This is a genomic window from Actinomadura sp. NPDC047616 (assembly GCF_040642915.1).
GTDB classification, from domain to species: domain Bacteria; phylum Actinomycetota; class Actinomycetes; order Streptosporangiales; family Streptosporangiaceae; genus Spirillospora; species Spirillospora miaoliensis.
Genome location: NZ_JBEYTB010000019.1, coordinates 106,890 through 131,820 on the forward strand (window position 1 = coordinate 106,890; position 24,931 = coordinate 131,820).

Annotated in this window: 20 protein-coding genes and 2 pseudogenes; 7 read left to right on the plus strand and 15 right to left on the minus strand. The window is 71.9% G+C overall.

All coding sequences use genetic code 11. The annotated features are described in order from the left end of the window. Window position 1: 1 nt before the first annotated feature. Window positions 2–1,336, minus strand: coding sequence for a cytosine permease (locus ABZ801_RS35150; RefSeq protein ID WP_360706472.1), 1,335 nt, complete (start codon window positions 1,334–1,336; stop codon window positions 2–4). Window positions 1,337–1,468: 132 nt separating this feature from the next. Between ABZ801_RS35150 and ABZ801_RS35155 the strand changes: the two genes are divergently transcribed. Continuing rightward, the gene (locus ABZ801_RS35155; protein ID WP_360706475.1) at window positions 1,469–2,554 is read left to right on the plus strand and encodes a DUF917 domain-containing protein; all 1,086 of its coding nucleotides are present in this window, start codon (window positions 1,469–1,471) and stop codon (window positions 2,552–2,554) included. Next, complete coding sequence (locus ABZ801_RS35160) at window positions 2,545–4,092, plus strand: helix-turn-helix domain-containing protein (RefSeq protein WP_360706478.1); 1,548 nt, start codon at window positions 2,545–2,547, stop codon at window positions 4,090–4,092. The genes ABZ801_RS35155 and ABZ801_RS35160 overlap by 10 nt, the downstream gene beginning before the upstream one ends. Window positions 4,093–4,584: 492 nt before the next feature. On the opposite strand, the gene ABZ801_RS35165 is transcribed toward ABZ801_RS35160, so the two are convergent. The 6 genes and pseudogenes from ABZ801_RS35165 to ABZ801_RS35190 form a co-directional block, all read right to left on the minus strand. Then, the gene (locus ABZ801_RS35165) at window positions 4,585–5,493 is read right to left on the minus strand and encodes an NmrA family NAD(P)-binding protein (RefSeq protein ID WP_360706480.1); all 909 of its coding nucleotides are present in this window, start codon (window positions 5,491–5,493) and stop codon (window positions 4,585–4,587) included. A gap of 89 nt (window positions 5,494–5,582) precedes the next feature. After that, on the minus strand, window positions 5,583–6,620 hold the full coding sequence (locus ABZ801_RS35170; RefSeq protein WP_360706483.1) for a zinc-binding dehydrogenase: 1,038 nt from the start codon (window positions 6,618–6,620) through the stop codon (window positions 5,583–5,585). After that, window positions 6,617–7,093, minus strand: coding sequence for a MarR family transcriptional regulator (locus ABZ801_RS35175; RefSeq protein ID WP_360706485.1), 477 nt, complete (start codon window positions 7,091–7,093; stop codon window positions 6,617–6,619). Before ABZ801_RS35175 ends, ABZ801_RS35170 begins: the two co-directional genes overlap by 4 nt. A gap of 252 nt (window positions 7,094–7,345) precedes the next feature. Then, complete coding sequence (locus ABZ801_RS35180) at window positions 7,346–8,290, minus strand: LysR family transcriptional regulator (protein ID WP_360706488.1); 945 nt, start codon at window positions 8,288–8,290, stop codon at window positions 7,346–7,348. A gap of 72 nt (window positions 8,291–8,362) precedes the next feature. Further along, window positions 8,363–9,352: an EamA family transporter gene (locus ABZ801_RS35185; RefSeq protein WP_360706491.1), complete on the minus strand. Its 990-nt coding sequence runs from the start codon at window positions 9,350–9,352 to the stop codon at window positions 8,363–8,365. Window positions 9,353–9,900: 548 nt separating this feature from the next. Continuing rightward, window positions 9,901–10,650: pseudogene (locus ABZ801_RS35190) on the minus strand (DJ-1/PfpI family protein); the annotation flags it as partial. Between the two features lie 8 nt (window positions 10,651–10,658). On the opposite strand from ABZ801_RS35190, the gene ABZ801_RS35195 reads away from it, so the two are divergent. Together ABZ801_RS35195 and ABZ801_RS35200 are read left to right on the plus strand one after the other, a co-directional pair. Further along, window positions 10,659–11,039 (plus strand): DUF6196 family protein, encoded by a 381-nt coding sequence (locus ABZ801_RS35195; protein ID WP_360706494.1) that lies wholly within the window; start codon window positions 10,659–10,661, stop codon window positions 11,037–11,039. Window positions 11,040–11,078: 39 nt separating this feature from the next. Continuing rightward, window positions 11,079–11,810: a hypothetical protein gene (locus ABZ801_RS35200; RefSeq protein ID WP_360706497.1), complete on the plus strand. Its 732-nt coding sequence runs from the start codon at window positions 11,079–11,081 to the stop codon at window positions 11,808–11,810. A gap of 475 nt (window positions 11,811–12,285) precedes the next feature. Here ABZ801_RS35200 and ABZ801_RS35205 read toward each other — a convergent pair. The 4 genes and pseudogenes from ABZ801_RS35205 to ABZ801_RS35220 form a co-directional block, all read right to left on the minus strand. Next, a pseudogene (locus ABZ801_RS35205) lies at window positions 12,286–13,804 on the minus strand (sigma-70 family RNA polymerase sigma factor). Continuing rightward, window positions 13,801–14,973, minus strand: a complete 1,173-nt coding sequence (locus ABZ801_RS35210) for an FAD-dependent oxidoreductase (RefSeq protein WP_360706499.1) — start codon at window positions 14,971–14,973, stop codon at window positions 13,801–13,803. Before ABZ801_RS35210 ends, ABZ801_RS35205 begins: the two are co-directional and overlap by 4 nt. 374 nt (window positions 14,974–15,347) lie before the next feature. Beyond that, window positions 15,348–15,959, minus strand: coding sequence for a glyoxalase (locus ABZ801_RS35215; RefSeq protein ID WP_360706502.1), 612 nt, complete (start codon window positions 15,957–15,959; stop codon window positions 15,348–15,350). Between the two features lie 96 nt (window positions 15,960–16,055). Next, window positions 16,056–16,412, minus strand: coding sequence for a VOC family protein (locus ABZ801_RS35220; RefSeq protein ID WP_360706505.1), 357 nt, complete (start codon window positions 16,410–16,412; stop codon window positions 16,056–16,058). Between the two features lie 184 nt (window positions 16,413–16,596). Between ABZ801_RS35220 and ABZ801_RS35225 the strand changes: the two genes are divergently transcribed. From ABZ801_RS35225 to ABZ801_RS35235, 3 genes are read left to right on the plus strand one after another with little or no spacing between them, the layout of a single operon-like run. Continuing rightward, window positions 16,597–19,389, plus strand: coding sequence for a LuxR C-terminal-related transcriptional regulator (locus ABZ801_RS35225; protein ID WP_360706507.1), 2,793 nt, complete (start codon window positions 16,597–16,599; stop codon window positions 19,387–19,389). Beyond that, window positions 19,328–20,014, plus strand: coding sequence for an NAD-dependent epimerase/dehydratase family protein (locus tag ABZ801_RS35230; protein WP_360706510.1), 687 nt, complete (start codon window positions 19,328–19,330; stop codon window positions 20,012–20,014). The genes ABZ801_RS35225 and ABZ801_RS35230 overlap by 62 nt, the downstream gene beginning before the upstream one ends. Further along, window positions 20,011–20,136 carry a hypothetical protein gene (locus tag ABZ801_RS35235; RefSeq protein ID WP_360706513.1) on the plus strand — a complete coding sequence of 42 codons (126 nt, stop codon included), beginning with the start codon at window positions 20,011–20,013 and terminating at the stop codon, window positions 20,134–20,136. Before ABZ801_RS35230 ends, ABZ801_RS35235 begins: the two co-directional genes overlap by 4 nt. Before the next feature lie 28 nt (window positions 20,137–20,164). Here the strand turns inward: ABZ801_RS35235 and ABZ801_RS35240 are convergent, their stop codons facing one another. The 4 genes from ABZ801_RS35240 to ABZ801_RS35255 are packed head-to-tail and all read right to left on the minus strand — an operon-like array spanning window position 20,165 to window position 24,586. After that, window positions 20,165–20,977, minus strand: a complete 813-nt coding sequence (locus ABZ801_RS35240) for a DeoR/GlpR family DNA-binding transcription regulator (RefSeq protein WP_360706516.1) — start codon at window positions 20,975–20,977, stop codon at window positions 20,165–20,167. A gap of 10 nt (window positions 20,978–20,987) precedes the next feature. After that, a complete protein-coding gene (locus ABZ801_RS35245) occupies window positions 20,988–22,277 on the minus strand; it encodes an MFS transporter (protein ID WP_360706518.1) in 1,290 nt (429 codons plus the stop codon). Window positions 22,278–22,313: 36 nt separating this feature from the next. Continuing rightward, window positions 22,314–23,360, minus strand: coding sequence for a 4-hydroxythreonine-4-phosphate dehydrogenase PdxA (gene pdxA, locus ABZ801_RS35250; protein WP_360706521.1), 1,047 nt, complete (start codon window positions 23,358–23,360; stop codon window positions 22,314–22,316). Continuing rightward, entirely contained in the window at window positions 23,357–24,586 is a 1,230-nt protein-coding gene (locus ABZ801_RS35255) for a four-carbon acid sugar kinase family protein (RefSeq protein ID WP_360706524.1), read from the minus strand. The genes pdxA and ABZ801_RS35255 overlap by 4 nt, the downstream gene beginning before the upstream one ends. Window positions 24,587–24,931: the final 345 nt, after the last annotated feature.

The window sequence follows — 24,931 nt, forward strand, 5'->3', positions numbered from 1 at the left end:
CTCAGTTGCTCCTTTCCAGTGCGACGCCGGCGCCGCGGGTGAGGCCGAGCCTGCCCGCGACCACGTAGCCGACGAACGCGACGATCAGGGAATTCAACGCGGGGACGCCCCAGGCGACGTACTCGCCGACGAGGAAGGCGCCCAACCAGACCACCATGGTGGCGGGCACCCAGCCGGGCGCCCGGGAGGGCACCGTGTCCCCGGCCGCGTCCAGGTCGGGCCGCCAGCGCCGGATGACGAAGTATTCGGCGACCATGATCCCGGCGATGGGCGGTATGGCGACGCCGAGCAGGGTCAGGAAGTCGGTGAAGCGGTCGAGGATGCCGATCGCGGCCAGCAGCGTCCCGGCGGCGCCGAGCCCGATCGTCACCAGGACGCGGCCGGCCCGGCGGCCGGTCAGCGTGTGGATGACGTTGACCAGGCCCAGCGACGACGAGTACAGGTTCCAGTCGTTGATCTTCAGGGTCGCGGCGATGAGGACGACCGTGCCGACCGGGCCGCTGGTCGAGGTCACGATCGAGACCACGTTCCCGGTCCCCGTCGCGTGCGCGAGCAGCACGCCGATGAGGCCGATCACGTACTCGCCGAGGGTGATGCCGATGACGGTCTGCTTGACCACGTCGGCGACCCCGCGGTTGTAGCGGGTCATGTCCGGGGTGATCACCGCCCCGGCGATGAAGCTGCCCGCCACCAGGGTGGCGGCGGCCGTCAGGCTCAGGGGCGGCCCGGGGGCGGGCGAGGAGATCAGCGCGCCCAGCGAGTGCCGGGACAGCTCCGAGACGATCGACCACCCGGCGAGCGCCAGGAACAGGGGCACCGTCACGAACGCGATCCAGCGCATCCCGCCGATCCCGTACACGACGATGGCCGTGACGAACGCGCCGGCGACGACCGTCCACGCCCACAGCGGCAGGCCGCCGAGCAGTTCGTGCAGCCCTTCGGCGAAGACCGCGTTCTGCACGCCGAACCAGCCGACGAGGCTGATCGCTATGGTGAGCCCGATCAGCGCGGCGCCGTACCCGCCGAACCCGGTCCACCGGGCCAGCACAGACGTGGACAGGCCCTCGCGGACGCCGATCACGCCGACCAGGATCGCGACGATCTCCAGGATCACCGCGCCGAGCGTGATCGCGCCGACCGCGTGCCAGAACGTCATGCCCATGCCGAGCGTGGCCCCGAGCATGAACTGAGAGAGCGCCGACACCTGGCCGAAACGCTGGGCGGCGATGGCGAACCAATGATGGCGGGCGTGCTGGGGTACGCGCCGCAGGGCGAAGTCGTCGTTGCCGATCGCCGCCTGGCTCGCGGTGAGTTCCGCGCGATCCGTAGGGGGCATGGGGGCCTCCGGCGTGGGGTGGGGTGACGTGGATGCACGCTAAGGCCGCGGGTGGCGGCCATGGAATGAGCGATGTGCACCGGTGTTCACGCCGGAAGGTGCAGGTTGCACCGGCGCTGTTATCTTTCACGGGTGCGAATCAGCGCTGAGGATGCGGCGGATCTGGCGGAGGGCGCGGCGTTGCTCGGCGCCGGCGGCGGAGGCGACACCACGCACGGCGCGGCCCTGATGCGTCACGCCCTCGACCGTCACGGCCCGGTCCGGCTGGTACGCGCGGACGAACTCGCCCCCGACGCCTGGGTGATCCCCGTCGCGGCGATCGGAGCGGTCAGCGTCATGGTCGAACGGCTGCCCGGCGACACCGAGTTCGTCGCCGCGGTACGCGCGATGGAGCGGCATCTGGGCGTCCGGGCGGCCGCCCTCCACGGACTGGAGGCCGCCGGAATCAACGCCCTGCTGCCCGTCGCCGCGGCCGCGTGGCTGGGCCTGCCGCTCGTCGACGCCGACGGGATGGGCCGCGCCTTCCCACGCCTCGACCAGACGGTCTTCGACCTGGCCGGGCTGCCGCCGGCGCCGCTGGCGCTGGCCGAACCGTCCGGCACCCAGATGATCATCACCGCTCCCGAGGGCGCGAGCCTGGAACGGCTCGCCCGCGCGGTCCTGCCGGCACTCGGCGGCTGGGCCGCCACCGCCCAGTGGCCCATGCGCGCCTCGACCTCGCGGCGGCACGCCCTGCACGGCACCGTCAGCCGCGCGCTCCGCCTCGGCCGGGCCCTGCGCCACGCGCGGCGCCATGCCGACGAACGCGACCGGGCACTCGCACAAATGAACGGCCGACGGCTCGGCACGGGCGTGGTGATCGAGGTGCGCCAGCGCGACGGCGCGGCGCACACCGGCACGGTCACCATCGAGAACACCGCCGGACGCCGGACGCTGCGGCTCGACATGGCCGACGAGTACCTGCTGGCCATCGACGACGGCGTCGTCACGGCACACGTTCCGGAGATCATCGCGCTGCTGCACGCGCGCACCTGGCGCCCGATCTTCACCGAGGAGGTGGCGGTCGGCCAGCACGTCGACGTCCTGGCGGTGCCCGCGCCGGCGGCGCTCGGCGATCCCGCGACGCGCCGTCTCATGGGCCCGGAGGCGTTCGGCCTGGACCTGCCCGACGATCTGGTGACCGCCGGCGGCGGAGGGGGCGCCCGGCCATGCGCGTGATCACGGTCGGTGACCTGCTGGCGCACGACAGGCTCCGCGACGGCACGGTCATCGGCGGCCGGACGGGGCTCGACGCCGCCGTCCACGACGTCATGCTCGTGGTGACCGGTCCCGAGCTCGGCGACGCGCCGTACGGCACCGCGGCGGTGTTCGATCTCGGCGGTGCGACCAGTGCCTACCGCCGAGATCACCTGGTGGAGATCGTCTGCCGGCGCCTGCACGCGCGCAACGGACGGCTGCTGGTCGTCGCCGGCGGCCCCTTCGATCCCGCCCTGTCGACCGTGCGGCTCACGGACCGGCTCGGCCTGCCGGTCGTGGCCGCTCCGGACGTCGCGCCCCCCGTTCTGACGGCCGAGCTGCTGGCCCTCGTCCACGCGCCGCAGGTCGCCGTCGGCCGACGGCTCGCCACCGGTGCCGCCAGACTCCGCACCACCGGATCACTGGACGAGGTCCTGGCCGTACTGGACTCTCTGCTGGACGCGCGCACGTCCTTGTCGACGGCCGACGGAACCGTGCTGGCGGGCCGGGCGCCCCGGCACGCCGTCCCGACGCCGACCGAGCCCGCGGTACCGATCGCCGAGCGCGACGGCCAGGTGTCCACCGCCCTGTGCCCGGTCCCCGGCACCGACGACTCCCGCCTGTGGATGATCTCCCAGTGCGAGCGGACCGGCCCCCTCTGGCGTGACGCGGCGCTGGGGCTGCTCGACATCGCCGTGCCGTACGCGGCGGCATGGTTCGCCGCCGAACGCCTCACCGCCGAGCGGGACGCCCGCGTGCGCGGCGAGCTCCTCACCCAGATCCTCGGCCACGAGGGTCCGCTGCCGCGGCATCTGGCCGGCCAGGCCGCGCGGCTCGGCTGGCGGCTCCATGGGTGGCACTCCGGAATCCACTTCACGCTGATCGGCACGTCCACCCCGGCGCCTGTCACCGTCACCGCGGTGCTCACCAACTGCCTCAGGGCGCACGGGCTGGAGGGACGGCTGGTGGAACAGGCGGGCGGCTGGTCGGGCTGGCACACCGACGAGGCACCGGCCGCCGACAGTGCGACGATCACCGAGGCGGTGGAGCGTGCGCTCGCCGACTACCACGGCGCCGCGAACGGCCCGCCGATCGTCGCGGGCATCGGCCGCGCCTCCGCCGGCCCCACCGGACTGGCGCTCACCCTCACCGACGCCCGGAACGCCTCGCTGGTGGCCGCGGCCACCAAGAAGCCCGGCACGGTCCAGCACAGCGAACACCTGGGCACCAAACGCATGCTGCTCGACTGGTACGGCTCCTCGACCGCCCGGCAGGAGGCCGAGCAGATGCTCGCCCCGCTGCTGCGCCACGGACGCGAGGCGCTCCTGGAGACGGTGGAGTGCTACCTGGACACCGGCTGCTCGGCGTCGGCGGCCGCACAGCGGCTCGGCCTGCACCGCAACACCGTCACCCGGCGGATCCAGCGGGCGGAAGCGCTCTTGGGCACTCCGCTGAGCGACCCGGACGATCGACTCTCCCTCCAACTCGCCTGCCGGTTGTACCGGCTCGCCAGGGACTGAGCGCGACCCACGATCCCAAAGGCTGCCCCCTACGGTGCTCGCGGGGCGGTCACTCGTGGTCGCCGGTGAAGTGGGGGAAGCGCTCGTAGCAGCGGGTCGCCCGCGGTCAGGCCGAGCGGGCCGGTGACCGGGTGGGAGGGTTCGGGCGCAAAAGTCAGGCCGGCGTCCACGTAGATGATCACGTGGACGATGCGAGGGTCGTCCGGATACCAGAAAGACACCGCGGGGCTGCGTACTGACCAGCGCCTGGACCTCAGCGCACCACCGACCCGGCCCGGCGGTCAAGAAGATCAGGGCCGGTAGCGCTCACCTCCGCCGCCCGAGCCAGAGGGATCGTCGTGCCAGACCCAGAAGGGAGTGGACGAGAAGGCCCCGACGACCGTCCGCACGTGAAACGCCCACGTCGGCACGCTGGGCCGGAACGGAGCGGTTCCGGCCCAGCGTCCTGTCATGTCTCGCACCGGGTCCTGCCCGGTCTGGAATCGCTGCGAATCAGGCCGTGGGTGCGGCCGCGCGGACGAAGTCGGTCACCGAAGTCGGCGTGATCTGTGGGTACCTGTCGTTGTCGAGGGCTTCGAACTTGGCCTTTCCGGTCACCATGCACCACTGGTACTGGAGAGCGACGTAGTCGAACGGGTTCTGGGTTCGGGAGGCTTGGCGTTCGATCTCCGCGCGCAGCTCGTCGGCGGTGCCGAGGTGCCGCAGTTCCAGGGTGCGGCCCGAGCCGCGCTGGACGGCCTCGTGGAACTGCCGCATCGACAGCACTTGACCGGCGAAACGCAGCGTGCCGGTGGCCTTCGGGTCGAGAGCGACGGCGGCGGTGTAGGCCGCGGTATCGGACACCGAGGTCAGGTCGAGCGGCTGATCGGGGTCGCCCCAGTGCGACAGGGTGCCCCGATCCCAGTCGACCAGCCCCATGAAACCGACCATCACTTCGTAGAAAGCGCCGTTGAGCACGGAGATCACCTCAAGACCGGCGTGGGCGTACTCGGCGGCGGCCCGGCGACGCCAGTCGATCATGAAGTTGTCGCCGTCCTCCAGCTTGGTCACGTCGATGGCGAAGTCGGAGGGGATGAACCGGCGGGCACCGGCCTTCGCGGCGGCGCGCGCCAGGTTGGCCTGGCCGTCCACGATCACCTCGGGGCCACCTTGCACGGCCGAGATGACGGTGGCGGCGTCGCCGACGGCCTCGGCCAGCGCCTCGGCCGAGTCGGTGACGTCGCCTTCGACCACCTCCAGGCCGCGCGACCGCAGCGCTGCGAGCGCGGTCTTCTTGTCCGCGTCGGCACCGGGCCGTACCAGGGCCCGGACGGGCGCGCCCTGGTCGAGAAGGGCGCTGATGATCTGGCTTCCGAGCAGTCCCGTGGCACCGGCCACGAAGACCTTGGGGGGAGTGGACACGTTTACTGGCTCCTTTTGTTCAGAACAGATCGGTACTTCACCCAGGCCGGTAACGGCTCTTGGGCGTCTTTGGGGAGTCCGCGCAGGACTCAGGGAATGAGCAGGGTCTTGCCGACCGTGTCGCGCGCCTCAACGGCGGCGTGCGCATCGGCTGCTTTCTCCAGGGGGAACCGCTGACCGATCACCGGCGTGAGCCGACCGGCGGCGGCCAGGTCGAGCACCTCGGTCACCAACTCGCGGGCGAAAGCGGGCCGGCTCCAGATGCGGCCCGCGCTGAATCCGCTGACGGTCAGTCCCCGGCCCATCAGCTCCATGGGCGCGACCTCCAGCGGCGTGCCGCTGGAGAAGCCGAACACGACCTGCCTACCGGAGCCCGGGGTGAGCAGCCCGAACGCCTCCTTTCCGAGCGTCCCGCCGATGTGGTCGAACACCACCTCCACCGAACCGCCCACCGCCTCACGGACCCGATCGGTCCAGCCGGGCAGCGAGTAGTCGACGGCATGGCCGACACCAAGCCCGGAGACGAGGTCGAGCTTGCGTTCACCACGCGCCGCCCCGACGACCCTCGCGCCCGCCCGCGTGAGCAACTGCACCAGAATCGTGCCGACGGCACCGGCGGCGGCCTGAACCAGCACACGCTCACCAGGGGCCACCCGCGCCGCACGAATCAGGCCCTGGGCTGTGGCCCCGTACCGGTAGAGCGCGACGGCGTCGTGCAGGCCGAGCCCCGCCGGAATCGGGATGAGCGAATCGGCGGGTACGGCGGCCATTTCGGCGTACCCGCCCGTCCCCGAGGTGCTGGCAAGGACCCGCGTGCCGACGAGGGCGGGATCGCCTCCGGGGCCGACCTCCGCGACCTCTCCGACGATCTCCTTGCCGAGAACGACCGGCATGCTCGCGCCGCCCAGCGCGCCGCGCAACGCTCCCGAACGCACCTGGGTCTCCATAAACTGGACGCCAACGGCGGCCACCCGTACGGTGACCTGCCCCGCCCCAGGCCGAGGTTCAGGCACATCCCCAATGGACAAACGGGCCGGTGGCCCGAATTCACGCAGCACAACAGCACGCATGGTGCTCACTCCGTTCAATCGTCGACGCACGGCCCTGCGGGCCGGCGGTGAAGTCATGCGCCTTTCTTGATCGCCTCGGCGAAGGCGGTGAGACCGTCGGCCAGATGCTCGATGTCGGACGGTTCCCAGCCCTCCAGGAGGGCGGCGACGGCAGTCGTCCGGGCCTTCCAGAGCTCGCGGATGGCGCGCTTGCCCTCCCGCGTGACACTCACCAACTGCGCCCGGGCGTCGGCCGGGTCGGGCTGCCGCTCAATGAACCCGCGCGCCTCCAGGCGCTTGGCGGGGGGCGAGAGCGTGGACTTGTCCACCTCCATCAGCTCGGCCAGCACCGACAACCGCACCGGCGCGTGCAGGGAGATCTGCGCGAGCAGCGTGTAGTCCCCCAGTGACAGCTCCAGCCCGGAGGCCGCCATGATCCGTCGCCGCGTCGCCGGTGCGAACATCCAGTTGCCCACCGTGGCCAGCGCCGCCGCCACCCGATCGGTGGCCTCCCGCAGCCGGTCGTCCCCGTTCCCCGCCGTACCTTCCATCCCGGCACCCTCGCCCAATTAGTTGGTTGATCCAAACCAACTATATATGAAGGCGCGACGGTGCGGGGGGTGTGACCCGGATACGCGCCAAAGCGGCGTCGCCTGGGGCTTCGGCGGCCGCGGCTATGGCGGAACGGCGGCGTGGACCGTTTATGCAGTCACTCCACGTCGGAGGCGATGTCGCCTACGTGGACCCCGGTCAGCTCCTCCTCCAGCGGGGGGCGTGATCTCGGTCCTGGCGATCATCGCCGGTCAGTCGCGTGGTGCGCTGTCGATGGTGCCGGGGGCCGTGGCCGGGTCATGGAGCAGTTCCAGCACGCGCCGCAGGTCGGGGTGTTTGCGGGTTCCCGCACGGCTGACGGTGAAGATGGTCCGGGAGACGGGATGGACCAGCGGGTGGAGGCTGAGGGACGCGGTTGTGCCCGGCAGTGCCATACGGGGAATGAGGGCGGCACCCGCTCCTGCGGCCACCAGGGCCGCCAGCACAGAGAAATCGCTGCTGCGGACCCTGATGTCCGGGACGAAACCGGCCGCGCCGCAGGCACGTTGGATCATCTCGTAGCAGGAGGTCTCCGGCCCCGGGGTCAGCCACGGCAGATGCGCCGTCCGGGACAGGTCCGCCGGTTGTCCGGCCGCCAGTCCCAGCGCGTCGGCCTGGTGGGGGTGCAGGGCGAGCAGCACCGGTTCCTCCATGAGGACGGCTTGCTCGCAGGCGGCGGGGAAGCTGCGCGGCAGCACGGTGTAGCTGTGGACCAGGGCGAGGTCGGTTGAGCGCTTGCGCAGTTCGTCGAGGGCTTCGTCGGGTTCCTGGACGGACAGTCGCAGCGACAGGGCCGGGGCGGCATCGGTGTCGGCGAGGCGTTGCCACAGGGGCGGGATGAGGGTGCGGGCTGCGGAGGCGAAGGCGGTGATCCGCACGATGCCGTGCCGGCCGCTTTGCAGGGCGGCCAGGCCGGACTCGGCTGCCGCGAGTTCCGCCAGGATGATCTCGGCGTGGGCCACCAGCAGTTCCCCGGCCGCGGTCAGTCGCAGTGTGCGTCCCCGCTTCTCCACCACAGGCATGCCGGCCTCCTTCTGCAAGGCGGCGAGGTGCTGGGAGACGGCCGGTGGAGTCAGGTGCAGGGCCTCCGCGGTGGCCGCGACGGTCCCGTATGCGGCGAGGTGCTGGAGGATGCGCAGACGGCGTACGTCAAGCACGGACGGCTCCTTGCTCGGTTCGGGGCTGGCGAGGGTTCAACGACGCAGCGGGTGCCGTGCGACCGGCGTTTTTCACCGTGTCGATACGGGGTGGTCGGCCGCTCGGCGGCCAGAGGCGGCCTTGGACGCGTCCCCGCCCTCGGGAGCGGAGGGGCGCTGCGCCTGCTTGCGCCGGTTGATCAGGATCACTCCCGCGACGCTGACCGCTCCGCCCACCAGCTCGATGGGGTGGGGTACCTCGCCCAGCCAGACGAGGGAGATGACCAGGGCCACCGGCGGCACCAGGTACAGGGCAGCCGTGGAGGCCGCGAGCGGCAGGCGGGCAACAGCATAGGCCCAGATGACGAAGCCGAGCGCGGAGGGAAGCAGGCCCAGGTAGACGGCGGAGGCCAGCGCATCGGCCGGTGCCTGCAGGGTTGCGTGCCAGGTGGCGGGGATCAGCGGCAGAGCGAAGACGGTGCCGGCGACCATCGCGTAGGTGGCGACCTCCAGGCCGGTGTAGCGGCGCAGCAGGGGCTTGGTGGCGAAGTGGTACACCCCCTGGACTATGGCGGCGGCCAGGACGATGAGAGCGGAGACGGTGAAACCTCCGGTGCCCGCGGCCAGACTGACGATGGCCGCGCCGGCGATTGCGACGATGCTGCCGAGGATGATGTTTCGGCTCAGCCGCTCTTTGAGGAAGAGGCTCCCCAGCAGCACGCTGAAGACGGGGGCGGTCGCGATCAGCAGGCTCGCCGTCCCGGCCGCCACCTCTACTTCGCCCCAGTTGAGCAGGATCTGGTAGGCGGTGATGCCGGTGGCCCCGCACAAGGCGATCATGGGCAGATCACGGCGCCGGGGCAGACGGACCTTCGCCGGCGGCGCCATCAGCAGCAGCGCCACGGCCGCGATCACGATCCGCAGGAACGACAGCGCCTCCACCCCCAGGCCGTCGATACCGACCCGGATGGCAGGGAAGGCCGAGGCCCACAGCACGACAGTGCCGGCCAGAGCAAGGATGTGGGGGGAGACGATGCGCGGGAACATGCGTCCAGCATCCTCGCCCGGAACGAAAAGATCCATTTAGTCTTTGCTGCCAAACACTTCAGTCACGCTTATCAACAGAGAGCTGGCACCCACCCCTGATCACTACCGCATGATTCCGAGACATGCCGTCCCGACAGGCTGTCGCGGTCGTCTCGTTGCAGCACCCGCACGGTCTGCCGCAGCAGCAGCCCCAGCATGTGCACGGCGAAGGTGTGCCGCAATGTGTGCGGTGACGCCTCGATCTCCAGCCCCAACCGTGCGCACCGCTCATCGGCCCGGCGGAACACCGCCTGCCACGCCGCCGGCCCCAGCGGCCTTTCCGTTCTCACCCAGCCACACCACCAACGGCCCAGCAGCCTGACCCGCCGCATCCACCTGGACCAGCCGCCGCCGCTCGGCCGCCGAGAACCCGGCACACGGCGTCCGGCCCCGACGCCCGGCCACCCGCACCCACGCACGGCCCGCGCCCTCCACCACGGTCCAACTCGCCGCACGGTAGGCACCGGCCGCCGCCCTGCGAGTGCGGTGGGCGGACCGCGAGCTTGGCCAGACTCGTAATTCGGTGCCGCGGATGGTGCGGGTGAACTGGCGCGCGCGACGGCCTCCAGCCGGAGTTCGCCTTTCTCGATGAGCCTGCACGCCAGCGCGACCCGCTCGGCGGTGAGCCAGGCCAGCGGGGTGGTGCCGAGTTCGGCTTGGAAACGGCGATGCAGCGTGGCAGCGCTGGTCGCGGCGCGGGCGGCCAGATCGGCGACGGTCAGCGGCAGATCGAGCCGTTCCTGGGCCCACGCCAGAACGGGCGCCAGCGAGGTGTCCGGGATCGCGGGGACGGGACGTTCGACGAACTGCCGCTGCCCGCCGTCGCGGTGCCCGGCGAAGACCAGCCGGCGGCCGACGGCGTTGGCGATCTCCGCACCGTGATCGCGGCGCACAATGTGCAGGCCCAGGTCGAGCGCTGCGGCACTGCCCGCAGCCGTCAGCACATCACCGTCGTCCACGAACAGCACATCAGGTTCGAGCCGCACTGACGGGAAGCGCGACTGAAAGAGATCGGCCCAGCGCCAGTGCGTGGTCGCCGGGCGGCCGTCGAGCACGCCGGCGGCTGCCAGGGTGAACGCGCCTGTGCAGAAGCTCACGAGCCGTGCACCCCGGGCGGCGGCCTCCCGGATCGCGGCGAGGACCGGCTCGGCAGGGGCATTCTCGGGGTCGGGACGATTGGGAACGATCACGGTGTCGGCCCGTTCGACCGCCTCCAGCCCGGGGATCCCCGACATCGTGAACATGCCCGCGTGCATCACCACCGGGCCCGGCGCGCAGAGCGTGAAGTCGTACCATGCGCCGTGTGATCGCCCAGGCCGACGTCCTCGTGCACGACGGCGTCTGGTGCTTCGAAGAGTGCCCCGTCGACCAGCCGCCGGTGCTCACCAGCGACACACTGGCCGTGGTCCGCGACGACCAGAGCTGGAGCCGTCTGGTCCCACTGACCCGAGATCATGAACATGTCGAACACTTCGGGATCTTCTCCTTTCACTTCCCAGCCGAGCTCGACAACAGCGGGTTCGTCGGCTGGCTGGCCGGCCAACTCAAGGTGAGGCTGGGGACCGGGGTATTCGTCATCTGCGGGAGCAACCGTGCCCGCGGCGGCATCTATGACCATTGGGGTTGTCCGATCGACCTGCTCGACGAAGCCATCGCCGTCGTTAAGGCATTGCGCGCCAGCTGACCTATGGCCCCGGCCGACATTGGTCCATCAACATCAACGATGTCCGCCCGCGTGTGGCCGTCATCGTCGACCCCGCCGGCCAAGACCAGCCCGTCGATCGCGGCCTTGTACGACGGATACCAGTTCCCCTCGTCCACGGCGGCCGTGCCGCGCGGGCCGGTACTCACCATCGATGCGGCACCGTTCCAGCCGGGGCACCTTCTGCGCGCGGGCCATCATCGCGGCCGCCTCCTTGATCTCCCAGGCGTACCGGTGCGCGGCCATGTGATGAAGCCGCTGATTGCTGTTGAGCGGTGTCAACGCCACCGGAAGGGATACCCGAATCCGTACAGCTCCGCGGTGAGCACGCCGGCGGGCGTCAGCACCCGCGAGGCGAATCCCAGCACCGGGCCGCCCCCTCGGGTCTCCAGCCCGGCCTCGTCGTGGGCCACCGATCAGGGGCTTTCTTCGTCCGTCGTGCCGGGCCCGTTCGTGCCGGGCCCGTTCGTGCCGGGCCCGTTCGTGCCGGGCCCGTTCCTGCTGGGCCCGTTCGTGCCGGGCTCGTCCGGACTGGGCGCGGGGGCGGTCGTGTCCTCCGGTGGCGATGAGGTCGCCGTCGTCGATGACGTGCGGGGCGACCCCGCGGGCCCGGTCGGCCCCTCTGGCTCGGCGGTTCGCCGCGCGGGCCCGATGATCTCGTCCCACACATCGGTCTTCGTCACGCCGACGCGCATGCACACGCGGTCAGGGCCGCACCTGGGGTCGGTGACCTCGAAATACCTCCGTACCTGAGCGCCGCCGGTCGAGGTGGCTCCCGGAGGCGCGACCCTGGCCCAGACACATGTGTCCTGCTGCGGGTGGCACTCGGTGCCGGCGTTCTCCTTCAACGTCGTTTGGATGATGTTCGCGCAGGCGCCGCCCACCTGCGGAAGATCCGTCGCCGCGCGGCAGGCGTCGGCGATCTGCCGTAGCCGGCCCTTGGTGATGCGCACTTCGGCGACATCCGTGGCCCGCGCCTGGACGTCCCCTCCGACGGCCAACCCGCTCGGCTGCATCGGCAGCGGCGTGGTCGCGAGCCGCAGCCGCCGCTCCCCGCCGCACGCCGCGGCCGCCGACGCGACCAGGCAGAGCACCGCCACGGCACTGCCCCATCGCTGGAGATCCATGGCACCCCCACGCCACCCGCCGGACACCCCGTGACGCTGGAAGGATCTCCACTGAACCTGATCGAAAACCTCCTGGCCAGGAGTGCTCGTCCGCGCACGCATCATCCCACCCGGCCGGGATGAACAGGCGCCAGTTCAGCGCGGCCGAGGCGGCGTCGGTGACCGCGTGCACGCTCACCTCGTGCACGCTCACCCCGACCTGGCGGTTGCCGACCTTGCCCAGCGTGCCCGATGCCTGCGAGCCCGCGTACGGTGCTGCGGCCGCCGTCGCAGCCGACGAGATGGTCTGCCCGGATGCGCTTCCCGTCCGAGCTCCACCGTGACACCCGTTTCGTCCTGGGTGAACGCGGCTACCTCGGCGCCGCGCCGCAACCGCGCCCCGACCTCCGCCACGCGCTCTGCCAGCAGCCGTTCCACCTCGGACTGCACGATGACGAGAACGTACGGATGCCGGGTCACGATATCGGACACGTCAAGCGGAAGGCCGGAGAAGTGGACGCCCTGCCTAACGCCGTCCGCGTTTCAGGAACCGGTCGAGCAGGCCCGCTGGTCGAGCGTCTCCATCGTGCGGACGTGCAGGCCACTGGTCCGTGACTCCACCGTCCGGGGCTCGGGAAGACGTTCGAGTACCAGCACATCGCCCCCGGCGAGCCCCAGCTCGCACGCGAGCATCAGCCCCGTCGGTCCCGGCCCGGCGATCACTACCTGCATCGGGGTCGGTTCCTCCGCTACCGGCTGATCTGGCGTGGGGTCGTCACCGCGAGCAGCTTGTCGGGGTTGCGGATGGCGTAGAAGCCGGTGATCCGCTCCTCGACGATCTCGATCAGGAAAACGCCCTCCAAGCGTTCGCCGCTGAGGACCATCGCGGGCATGTTGTTGCAGTTGGCCGTCTGGATCCGCAGGTCCCCCAGCCGTCCCTGGCGGAACATGCTGAGCAGGACCGCGGCCACCTTCTCCGCGCCGACCACCGGACGGCGTGCCGCGGTGGTCTTGCCGCCGCTGTCGGCGGTCCAGACGACGTCCGGGGCGAGCAGCGAGAGCAGCCCCCGCCAGGTCGCCGGTGGTCGCCGCGGTCATGAACCGCTCGGTGATCCGCGCGGTCGTCGCCGCGTCGGCCGGTGCGAAACGCCTGCGCCGCGCCTGCACGCGCCCGCGGGCGCGGCGCGCCATCTGGCGCACCGTCGGCACGGGCCTGCCCACCGCCGCGGCGATGTCGTGGTGGCCGAAGCCGAACACCTCGCGCAGCACGAACACCGCGCGCTCGTCGGGGGTGAGCGTCTCCAGCAGCACCAGCATCGCCATCGACACCGACTCGGCGAGGACCACGTCGGACGAGGCGTCGTCCTCCGTCAGCAGCAGCGGCTCGGGCAGCCACGAGCCGACGTAGTCCTCGCGACGGCGCGCGCCGGCCCGCAGGGCGTTGAGCGCCTGGCGGGTCACCAGCTTCGCCAGATACGACTTGGTGTCCCGCACCGTCGCGAGGTCCACCTCGGCCCACCGCAGATAGCTGTCCTGCAGCACGTCGTCGGACTCGGTCACCGAGCCGAGGATCTCGTAGACGATCGTGAACAGCAGCGGCCGCAGCAGGGTGAACCGCTCGGCGTGCTCGTCGGCGCTCATGAGGCGACCGCCCGTGCGGCCGGGCGCGGGCCGCCCTTGGGCCAGCTCATGGAACCCGGCTTGCGGGCCTCGCCGCGGATCCTCTTCGCCACCACGAACCGGCAGGTCACCTCCTTGATCAACGCACCCATGCGGCCGCCGATGTACAGGTCCACCGCGGTGTCGTCCCGGCGGGCGAGCTGCCGGACACCCGCGCGGCGTCCCAGGCTGACGCACGCCCCGGTGAAGGCCAGGTCGATGACCGCCGGCTCGGTCCCCGCGATGCGGCTCAGCACGGTGTCGGCCGCCTGCGCCCCGAGCGGCCCGGCGGCATAGCCGCTCATCCGCAACGGGTGTCCCGATGGCGCGGCGGCGTCGCCCGCCGCGACGATGCGGTCGTCGTCGACGCTGGTCAGCGTCTCGTCGGTGAGCAACCGGCCGAGCACGTCGGTGCGCAGCCCGCTCGCCGCCGCCAGCTCCGGCACGCCGAAACCGGCCGTCCAGACGGTGAGTTCGCTAGGGCGCGCGGAACCGTCGGAGAGGGTGATCGTGTCGGGCCGGACCTCGGTCACCTGGACCGCTTCGAGCACGGCGACACCGTGCCGGGTCAGCCACCTGGCGACGTACCGGCGGCCCCGCGCGCTCAGGTAGGGGGCCAGGGTCCGGCCGCACACCAGCGTGACGGCGCGTCCTCGTTCGGCCAGTTCCGCGGCCGTCTCGACGCCGGTCAGCCCGCCGCCGACCACGGTGACCGGGGCTTGGGGGGGCAACTCGTCCAGCCGGGCGCGCAACCGCTGCGCGGACTCGAGCTCGGCGATGTCGAACGCGAACTCGGCCGCGCCGGGCACCGACGACGGTGTCGCCGCGGTGCTGCCGACCGCGTAGATGACGTGGTCGTAGTCCAGCGCGCCGCCCGACGCCAGCCGCACGGTGCGGGCGGCTGTGTCGATGCGCGTGGCGCTGTCGACGACCAGCCGGACGCCCTCGCCGAGCAGGGCACCGTAGTCGATCGTGGCGTCACCGGTGCGGGCCACGAACTGGTGCAGCCGGATGCGTTCGACGAACTCCGGGCGCGGGTTGACCAGGGTGACCTCGACGTCGGGGCGCGTCCGCAGGCGGTTGGCCGCGAGCGTTCCGGCGTAACCGCCGCCGATGACCACGACCTTGTGGGGTGTGCTGTGTCCGATCATGCCCTCAGGACACCCGCCGATCACCGGAAGTGACAGGACGCGAGGTGACTTGCGTCACTGCCCCCAAGAGCACAGAGCGACAAGACCACCCATACCAACCGAAATACGGCCACGAATGCCCGCCGACCGTGCCACCCTCCGGCTGGGAAACCCGCAGGTGCCGAAGCGCGCACCTTCTGGGTGACCCAGGGGCGGACCTGGCCCCCCTGACGGCCTGCCGCTCAAGCGGGTGGCAGAGAACACGGCGGTGACATACCGGGCGTTGCGGCGGTGGCTGGCGGCTCGTTGCGTTGCCCGCGGAATCGCGGGCAACGCAACACCACAGGCCTCTACATGGGCGTGGTGATGCCGTCGAGGTCGCCCCGCCGCGCGTCTCAGGCGGATGCGGCCTCCCAGACGAACCCGTCGGGGTCGGTGAAGGGCCCGGTGGTGCTGCCGATCGCGATGCGGTGCGATCCGGTGCCCTCCGGGGAGATGCCGGTGTCCTTGGCGAGGGCACGGCGCGGATAGAGCGCCAGCGTGACAGGCGACGACGGAGTGCCGAACTCGACGTATTTGCCGCCGTAGCTCTTCGCCACGGCCAGGCCGCGGTCGAGGTAGAACCGCTTGCTCGCCTTGACGTCCGCCACTCCCAGCAGAAGCGCGACCTGGTCGATTCGTTGGGCGGCGGGGCCGGTGTCCTTCTTCTTCGAGGTGGCGATCTTGCAGATCGTCCCGTCCGGGGCGCGGACGACGCCGCCGTAGCCCCAGAACCCCTTGGTGGCCGGCTTCAGCGTCGTGGCGCCGGCGTCGAGGGCGGCGCCGATGAGGGCGTCGACGTTGCCCGGCTGGGATGCCACGAGCGACAGCGCGAACCCGCGGAAGCCGGTCGTCGGCGCATCGGAGGCGCGTACCTGCACGTAAGGGTCCAGGCCGAAGGCCTGGTAGAAGGCGTCGGCGGCCGTGGGGTCGGGAACTTCCAGGGTGACGGATTCGAAGGAGGTCATGGCAGGTCCGTTCGGGAGGTGGGTCGTTGTGGTGGCGGTGGCCAGCACGCGGCGGGGCATGGCAGGGCAAACGGATGTGGCAGGGCAGGCCGGCGCCTATCGGTCTTGCAGGAGTCCGAGGACGTTGCCGTCAGGGTCGGTGACGGTGGCGACCAGGCGGCCGCCGCCGACCTCGTGCGCGGCCTCCTTCACGGTGGCTCCCGCGGCGGTCAGCTCGGCCAGCTTCGCCTCGATGTCTGCTACGTGCCAGTAGGCCACCGGCGAGGTCATGCCCTGCGGGCCACCGCCCGGGACCAGCCCGATGTGCTGGCCCGCGGCCTCGAATCCGACGTAGTAGGACGAGTCAGTCTGCGGCGAGATGCCGAGCAGGGCCGCGTACACCGCCTTGGCCTTCGCCAGGTCGGACACGGGATGCAGCACGGTCTTGATTCCCTGGGTGGGCGAGCCGGTCATGGTCACTCCTCTGGTCGTGGGTCGCATCGACCCAGTGCATGTGCACAGCCTTTCTTCCGGCCCGGCCGATCCGCATCCGTGGTGACCACGGAGCCGCCCACGGATCGACGGCACGGATCGCGCACGGCGGTCGCCGTGGATGCGCATGGAAGTGATGCGGCAAACTATGACAGTGGTAACAGCAGTGGAGATTTCGCCTCGGGAGGCCGAGGTGCTGGAGCTGGTCGGGGCCCGACTCAGCAACGCCGAGATCGCGGCACGGCTGGTCATCTCGGTGCGTACCGTGGAGAGCCATGTCTCCTCGCTGCTGCGCAAGCTGGAGGTGCCGGATCGGCGAGCGCTCGCCCAGCATGCGCCCGAGCCGTCCGGCGCCGGCCCGTCCCAGCCGGCACCGGTTCTGCCCGCCCCGCTGACCTCGTTCATCGGCCGGGCGCGAGAGCGGGCCCAGCTCACCGAGACGATCAAGGCGCATCGCCAGGTGACCGCGATCGGTCCCGGCGGAGTGGGCAAGACCCGGCTGGCGTTGGCGGTGGCCGCGGAGATGGCCGACGAGTTCCCCGACGGGGTGTGGTTCGTCGACCTGGCTCCGGTCACCGACCCGAACATGATCGCGAGTGCGGTCGCCGACGCGGTCGGCCTCGGCGAGCAGCCCGGCCGCGACATGACCGAGTCCGTGGTCGCCGCGCTGACCGACCGCCACGCGCTGCTGGTGCTGGACAACTGCGAGCAGGTACGGGACGGGGTGGCGCTGTTGCTCGAGCGGCTGCTGGCGAACTGCCCTCGGCTGACGGTGCTGGCGACCAGCCGGGCCCGGCTGATGGTGCCGTTCGAACGGGTGTATCCGGTCCCGCCGCTGTCGCTGGCCGTCGATGGCGAGTCCGACGCGGTCGCGCTGTTCAGGGAACGGGCGGCGGCGGTCGGCTGGCCGCTGGATCCTCCGCTGTTCGATCAGATCGCCGCGATCTGCGAACGGCTGGACGGGATGGCGCTGGCGATCGAGCTGGCCGCCGCCCGGTATCCCACGCTCGGGCTCGATGGCATCACCGCCGCCCTGTCCCATCCGCTCCGGATGCTCACCGGCGGTTCCCGCGCCGATGACCGGCACCGCTCGGTGCGGGCGGCGCTGGACTGGAGCTATGCCCTGCTGGAGCCGGCCGACCGGGCGCTGCTTCGCCAGCTGGCGGTGTTCGCGGCGCCGTTCACGGCCCGCGCGGCCGCGAAGATCGCCGGGGCCGAGGAAGGCGTCGCCGCCGACGGGCTGGCCCGACTCGCCGAACAGAGCCTGCTGGTGGTGACGGCGTCCCCGGGCGGGACCACGTACCGGGCGCTGGAGACCATTCGCCAGTATGGGATCGAGCGGCTCACCGAGGCCGATGAGCTGGTCGAGGTCCGATCCCGGCACCTGCACTGGTGCCTGGCCCAGGCCTCCGCTCTGGCAGTGGCCGATCCGGCAGCGGTACGCCAGGACTGGCGGGCCCGGTTCGACCTGGTGGCCGACGACCTCCGCGCCGCCCTGGCATGGGCGGCACAGGAACCGGAGCAGCGCACGGACGCCTGCCGCCTCGCCCAGCACTTGGCGGAGCTGACCTTCACCCGCAACCTGATCGGCGAGTCCCAGCAACGGTACGAGCAGGCCGCCGCGCTCGCCGACGACCCCGCCGCCACCGCGTCGATGCTCCGGCATGCCGCGGCCGTGGCCGGCTGCCGGATGCGCGGGGATGACATGTACCGCCTGCAGCGCGCCACCGCCGACGCCGCCCGCCGCGCCGGGGACACCGCCGACGCCGCCCGCGACCTGGCGACCATCGCCACCAACGCGTACCGGTTCCTGGGCAAGTTCGCGCGGAGGCTGCCACCGCAGGAGACGGCCGCGCTCATCACCCAGGCGCGGGAACTGGCCGATCAGGACCCGGCGGCACAGGCGGCGGTGGCGTTGGCCGAGGCCGGACGGGCGCTCGACGACGCGGTCGCGGCCGCCCAGGGCCAACCCGACAGCTGCGTACCAGAGACGATCGCGCGCGCCGAACGGGCCGTCGAACTGACCCACCGCACGGGAGATCCACTCGCCGAATCCGCCGCGCTCGATGTGCTGACCGGCGCCCTGAGCTGGGCCGGTGACACCTTCGCCGCTGCCGTCACGGCCCGGCGCCGGATCACGCTGCTGTCGTCCGCACCGAACACCCCGGCCGCCACCCACGAACTGATCGAGGCGCTCGGCGAGGCCGCCGAGGCCAGCCTCGGCACCGGCGATCTGCCGGGGGCCCGCCGGTGGGCCCGACAACTCGCGGATCATCCGCTGCTGGCCGAGGTCGGCCACCGCGCCATGAGCTGGCTGCTGGTCGCCGACGCGCTGGCGGGCAACGTCGACCAGGTGCTCACCGGCAGCGTCCGGTTCCTCGACGCGTGGCGGCGGGCCGGCAGTCCCGCCGCATCAGCCCTCGGCCCGGCGGCCGCCGCCGTGGCGATGATCCACAACCTCCGCGACGACCACGACGCCCAGCGGGAATGGAGGACGGTCCTGGATCAGCTCGGCACCCCACCGGACCACACCTACGGCTACGGGGCGGTCTTCGACGCGATGCTCCTGCTCCACCACGGGCAGGCACCGCAGGCGCTGGAGCGGATGGCTCCCGAGCCCAGCGAGGTGTGGAAATGGGTCACCTGGATCTGGCTCCACTGGTACGTGGCACTGCGCGCGGAGGCCACCGTGCTCGCCGGAAGCCCCGACGCGCGCGGCCGCCTGGCCGATGCCCGGACCATCACGTCCGGAAACCCGGTCGCCAGTGCCATCGTGGAACGTGCCGAAGCACTGCTCGACCGTGACCGGCAACGGCTGCTCGCCACGACAGCCGCCTTCGACGCCGCCGGCTGCCGCTACCAGTCGGCGCGCACGCTGGTGCTCGCCGGGGGCGAGCATGCCGCCGCCGGCCAGGCCGCGCTCGCCGACCTCGGCCTCGCGCCTCAGGCCGTCCGGTAGCCGCACCACAAGGCACCCGACAGGGCGAGCAGCGCGGCCCCGGGGGGGGGCGTCAGCGGAGCCGATCTCGCCCCGCCGACCTGACGCACCCGAACGTTCACCAGGTGCGGGTCTCAGCTCGCCGCCTGCTTCACCAGCGCGGCGATCCGCGCCTCGCCCCCGGGCGTCACCTGCCCAGGTCTACGGGCACGGCACCGGCGACCGCGACCGAGAGCAGGTGTTCACCGAGGACGCCCCCGTCCGGCCGCTGAACCCGTACGCGGCGGCCAAGCTGTCTGCCGAGCACCAGACCCGGTTCCTGCTGGATGCGGCGGGTGTGGACTACACCGTGCTGCGCCCGTTCAGCGTCTACGGGGAAGGGCAGATCCCCAAGCAAGGCGCCCTCAGCTGGGCGATCGCGCAGTTGTCGATGTACGCCACGATCGGTGACCCGCTGCCGCTCAACCACGGCGGCCGCCAGATCCGCGACTTCCTGCACGCCACCGACGCCGCCACAGGCATCGTGCGCGCGCTGGTCGCCCCCGCCGCCTGCCGGCAACCCTCAATCTCGGCACCGGGCAGGTCACCTCGGTCCGAGACGTCGCCGAGATCATCGGATCCCACATCCCCAGCAGCCGCATCGTGACCGGGGCCGCCAGCGCCCACGACCCGCTCGGCGGCCGCGCCGACATCACCCGCGTGACCGCCGCCCTGCACTGGCGGCCCACCATCACCGTCGCCGACGGCACCGCCCGACTACCTGGGTGAAGGAGTGCGTTCGTCCGCGATGCCCAGGTCACGGTTCTGATCTGGGGCGCCGCCCTGGCTGGTCGGTCTGATCGTCCGGCGGGGCGAGCAGGGCTGTGCCGGGCAGGGGCTCCAGGTCGGCGGGCCGGGCGGCCGCGTCGACGATCAGGGTGTGCGGGCGGTCGAGTGGTGTCCAGTAGGCGAACGGCTCCGCGCCGATCTTGCTGTGGTCGGCGAGTACGTAGGTGGCGCGACCCGCGTGCAGCATCGCGTGCTTGAGGCGGGCCTGTTCGGGGGACGGGCAGCACAAACCGCGGGCGGTCACGCCGTCGGCGCCCAGGAACACCTTGTCGGGGCCGATCCAGCGCAGCTGTTCCTCGGCGAACGGGCCGACCACCCCCTCGCCGGGGTGGCGGACCCGCCCGCCGAGGACGATCAGTTCCACGCCGGGCGCCTCGGCCAGCAGCGCGATGGCGTTGAGCCCGGCGGCGACCACGGTGATGCCGGTGCGGTCGCGCAGCCGCCGGGCCAGCCGCGCGGTGGTGGATCCGGCGTCCAGCAGCACCACGTCGCCGGTGTCGACCAGGTCGGCGGCGACGGCGGCGATGGCCTCCTTCTCCCGTCGGCGGCCGTGCTCCTTGTCCCGCAGCGGCAGCTCCTGCGGGCCGCCCACCGCTCCGCCGTAGGTGCGGGTGATCTCTCCGGACAGTTCCAGTTCCCGCAGGTCGCGGCGGACGGTGGAGGTGGACACCCCGAAGCGGCGGGCCAGCTCGTGGATGTTGCCGTTGCCCGCCCGGACCTCCCGTACCAGTGAGTCCCGGCGTTCGGCGGTCTGTGCCCTGGGCCTGCGTCGTGCGGTCACCACTCCCCCATCAGGCGGTCCGTTGTGCGGCAACCGCATGATCCCCGACGGGGGACGCCGGGCGCAGGCAGAACCAGGACACCGCCGCACCGGCGGCCAGGAACCCGGCCAGCGCGACGAATCCGGCGTCTTGCGAGCCGGTCAGGTCGGTGAGCCACCCGACCAGGTAGGGGCCCATGAAGCCGCCCAGGTTGCCCAGCGCGTTGATCAACCCCATGGCCACGGCGATGACCTCGAACCGCAGCACCTGCGCGGGCATCGCCCAGAACGGCCCGTACGGCGCGTAGACGCCCGCGGCGACCACGCACAGCAGCGCCATCTGCGCGATGCCGCCGTGCACCAGCTGCCCGGCCAGCAGCCCGGCGATCGCCACGACCTGGGGGACCGCGACGGCGGCGCGGCGGTTGCCGGTGCGGTCGGAGCGGGCGGCGTTGTAGAGCATGGCCGCCAGCGCGACGGTGTAGGGCACGGCGGTCAGCCACCCGACGGCGGTGGCCGACGCGTCCCCGGTCATCGACTTGATCACGCTGGGCAGCCACAGGTTGAAGCCGTAGAACCCGGTGATCCAGCAGAAGTACACCAGCACCAGCAACTGGACGCGGCGGTCGCGCAGCGTCTGCCCGTAGCCGGCCTGCCCGGCCGACGGCTTGGCGGCCTCGTCCTCGGCCAGCGCCCGCTCCACGTGGGCGCGTTCCTCGGGCGACACCCAGCGCGCCTGCGACGGCCGGTCGGCGATGGCGAACCACCACACCACGGCCCAGACCAGCGGCGGCAGCCCCTGGGCGACGAACACCGTGCGCCAGTCCAAGTGGTCGAGCATCCAGCCGGACAGGGGCGCCATGAGGATCGAGGAGATCGGCAGGCACGCCATCCACAGCGCGTTGGCCCGCGCCCGTTCGCGCAGCGGGAACCAGGACGCCAGCAGGATGAGCACGGCGGGCCACACGCCGCCCTCGAACACGCCGAGGACGAACCGCGCCACGTACAGCTGCGTCTCGCTGCGCACCAGGCCGCACGCCATGGCGGCCAGGCCCCACGCGATCATCAGGATGAACACCGTCTTGCGGGCGCTCCACCGCGCCGCCAGGACCGCGGCGGGGATCTGCAGGAACATGTAGCCGACGAAGAAGATCCCGCCGGCCAGACCCTTGGCGCTGCCGGACAGCGGGAAGTCCTCGTCCATGTACGGCAGGATGATCGAGACGTTGTTGCGGTCCAGGTAGGCCAGCATGTACATGATCGCGGCGACGGGGATCACGTACGTCCAGCGGCGGGCGGGAACGGTGGCGGCGGTGGTCATCGGGGGTGGTCCTTCCGCTCGCGGGGGGCGGGACGGTCAGCGGGGGGCGTATTCGGCGCGGATGCGGTCGGCGTAGGGGGCGAACTCGACGGCGGTGCGGAACGCGGCGGCCATGGTGCCGGGCGAGGCCGTGCCGGTACCGGCGATGTCGAAGGCGGTGCCGTGGTCCACGGAGGTGCGCAGGATCGGCAGGCCGACGGTCACCGAGACGGTGCCGTCGAAATCGACGGTCTTGGCGGGAATGTGGCCCTGGTCGTGGAACTGCGACAGGACGCCGTCGTAGCGGCCCTGGAGGCCCTGGTGGAACACCGAGTCGGCGGGGACGGGGCCGGTGACGTCCAGGCCCGCGGCGCGGGCGGCCTCCACCGCGGGGGCGATCGACACGATCTCCTCATCGCCGAAGTTGCCGTTCTCGCCGCCGTGCGGGTTGACGGCGGCGACCGCCAGCCGCGGCGCCCGGTCGTCGTCGCCGAACACGCGCAGCGCGGTGTAGGCCTCGCCGATCGCCTCCTCGACGACCCGCGCGCTGAGCCTGTCCAGCGCGTCCCGCAGCGACATGTGCCGGGTGGTGAAGAAGATCTTCAGGCCGCGGACGACGAACATGGTGTTGTGCCGGGTCGAGCCGGTCAGCTCGCCGAGCATCTCGGTGTGGCCGAGGTGCTTGGATCCGGCGGCCCAGATCGCCTCCTTGTTGATGGGGGCGGTGACGATCGCGTCGGCGGCGCCGTCGAGGGCCAGCCGGGTGGCGGTCTCGATCGCGGCGATCGCCGCGCGTCCCGCGGTGGCGTCGACCTTGCCCCATTCCAGGTCGGCGCCGGCGATGCCGAGGTCGAGCACGTCGATCACCCCCTCGGCGAAACGCGCCTGCCCCGGGTCGGAGACCGCGTTGATCTCCACGTCGAGGCCGCAGACACGGGCGGCGCGGTCCAGCACGGCCGCGTCACCGACGGCCAGCCCGCGCGCGGCGCGCACCGACGCGGGGTCGGCCAGGGTACGCGCGGTGATCTCGGGACCGATACCGGCCGGGTCGCCGAGGGTGACGGCGAGCAGCGGCCTGGTCTCGGACGTGGTGTCCGGGGTCATCGCTGGACCTCTCTTTCGTCGTGAACAGTGATCATCCGCAGGTGCTCGACGCAGTCGACGGCCGCCTGCCGGTCGCCGATGAGACCGCCCTTGGCGGCGAACGGGAACCCCGCGCAGGGACCGCCGACCAGCCGTCCGGCGACGGCCAGAGGCTGCACCTCGGCGTCGACGGCCAGGCCCTCGGCGCCCAGGGCGTCGACCACGGCGACCGACACGTCCCCGCCCGTCGCGTACACCCCGCCCACGCGTCCGGAGTCCACGATGTTGCGGGCGACCGCGGCCAGAACGCGCGGGATGCGCTCGGCCAGCGCCGGGTCGAACTCGGCGGGGACCATGCGCAGTCCGGCCACGGTGGCGCCGTCGTCCAGCAGCCTCATGACCTGAACGGTCAGGGCGTCCTCGTCGAGCGCGGTCACTTCGCACAGACGGGCGCCCAGGATCTGCTCGGCCTCCCGCAGTTGCTCGGTGGTGCGGGCGGTGACGCTGCCGGCGACCACGAGGATCGGCCTGGGCGTGCCGCCGATGCCCAGCTCGGCGGCGAGCGCGGCGCCGAACGGACCGGAGTCGACCGACAGCCAGGTCTCGCCCGTGGCCGCCGCCGCGCGCGCCAACGCGGACACGTGCCCCGGGGTGACCGCGTCGCACACCAGCACGTCGGACCGGTCGGCCCGCATCGCGCGCACCAGTGCCTCCTGCCCGGCCTGCACGATGTCGAGGGCGATCTCCCCCACGCCGAGCGCGGTCTGGGCGCGCAGCAGGGTGGCGACGCGGGACGCGGCGATCGGGCTGAGCGGGTCGCGCGCGGCGTCGGTCTCGGTGAGCGGAACCCCGTCGACCAGGTGGACGCCACCGACCGTGGTGCGGCCCGCGCTGGGGAAGGCGGGCACGCACAGCGCCCGCGCGTGCGGCGCTCTGGCGCGCAGCACCTCAAGCATTCCGGTCAGTTCGGCGCCGACGTTGCCGCGCAGGGTGGTGTCGACCCGTTTGACCAGGAGCCGCACGTCCCCGCCGAGTGCCCGGGCGACCTCGGCGACCATGGCACGGGCGCGTCCGGCGGGGTGGTGCCTGCTCGCGGTGTTGACCACCACCACGTCGGCCGCGGCTCCGTGCCGCCGCCCGTGGCAGACGTCGCTGACCGTGACGGCACGCATGCCCTGCCGGGCGAACAGCGCACCCGTCGCGTTGCTTCCGGTGAGGTCGTCGGCGACGACCAGGACCTCCGCCACGACTCCCGCCTAGTTGCTCATTTCAAGCGCATTGAATGTGCTCGAAGCACCTACTTTCCGTCCCGTCAGCATGCGATCACCAGGTAGACGCTGTCAAGAGTCTGGATAGTTGCTCAATCCGCGCAACTTCACCCGGTGGCAGGATCACGCCTGGCCGACCGGGCCGCACGACACGGAACACCAGGCATGGCGCCATGCGGGACACCACAACGCAGGGCCCCAGGCAGGACGGGGAGCAAGTGAGGTCGAGCCGGATTCAGTGCCGAAAATGCCGACGCCGAGCCTGGCAGCAGACCCTCCCGGGCCGCAGCTCAACAATCACAGTTCCGAAGCTCGTCACCCCCC

Excerpts from the sequence above, each read along its gene's own strand:
- ABZ801_RS35150 (WP_360706472.1), bottom strand. The coding sequence starts at position 1,336 with ATGCCCCCTACGGATCGCGCGGAACTCACCGCGAGCCAGGCGGCGATC.
- ABZ801_RS35160 (WP_360706478.1), top strand. The coding sequence starts at position 2,545 with ATGCGCGTGATCACGGTCGGTGACCTGCTGGCGCACGACAGGCTCCGC.
- ABZ801_RS35170 (WP_360706483.1), bottom strand. The coding sequence starts at position 6,620 with ATGACTTCACCGCCGGCCCGCAGGGCCGTGCGTCGACGATTGAACGGA.
- ABZ801_RS35175 (WP_360706485.1), bottom strand. The coding sequence starts at position 7,093 with ATGGAAGGTACGGCGGGGAACGGGGACGACCGGCTGCGGGAGGCCACC.
- ABZ801_RS35185 (WP_360706491.1), bottom strand. The coding sequence starts at position 9,352 with ATGGATCTTTTCGTTCCGGGCGAGGATGCTGGACGCATGTTCCCGCGC.
- ABZ801_RS35200 (WP_360706497.1), top strand. The coding sequence starts at position 11,079 with ATGTCCGCCCGCGTGTGGCCGTCATCGTCGACCCCGCCGGCCAAGACC.
- ABZ801_RS35210 (WP_360706499.1), bottom strand. The coding sequence starts at position 14,973 with ATGATCGGACACAGCACACCCCACAAGGTCGTGGTCATCGGCGGCGGT.
- ABZ801_RS35215 (WP_360706502.1), bottom strand. The coding sequence starts at position 15,959 with ATGACCTCCTTCGAATCCGTCACCCTGGAAGTTCCCGACCCCACGGCC.
- ABZ801_RS35220 (WP_360706505.1), bottom strand. The coding sequence starts at position 16,412 with ATGACCGGCTCGCCCACCCAGGGAATCAAGACCGTGCTGCATCCCGTG.
- ABZ801_RS35230 (WP_360706510.1), top strand. The coding sequence starts at position 19,328 with ATGCCGCCGCCGGCCAGGCCGCGCTCGCCGACCTCGGCCTCGCGCCTC.
- ABZ801_RS35245 (WP_360706518.1), bottom strand. The coding sequence starts at position 22,277 with ATGACCACCGCCGCCACCGTTCCCGCCCGCCGCTGGACGTACGTGATC.
- pdxA (WP_360706521.1), bottom strand. The coding sequence starts at position 23,360 with ATGACCCCGGACACCACGTCCGAGACCAGGCCGCTGCTCGCCGTCACC.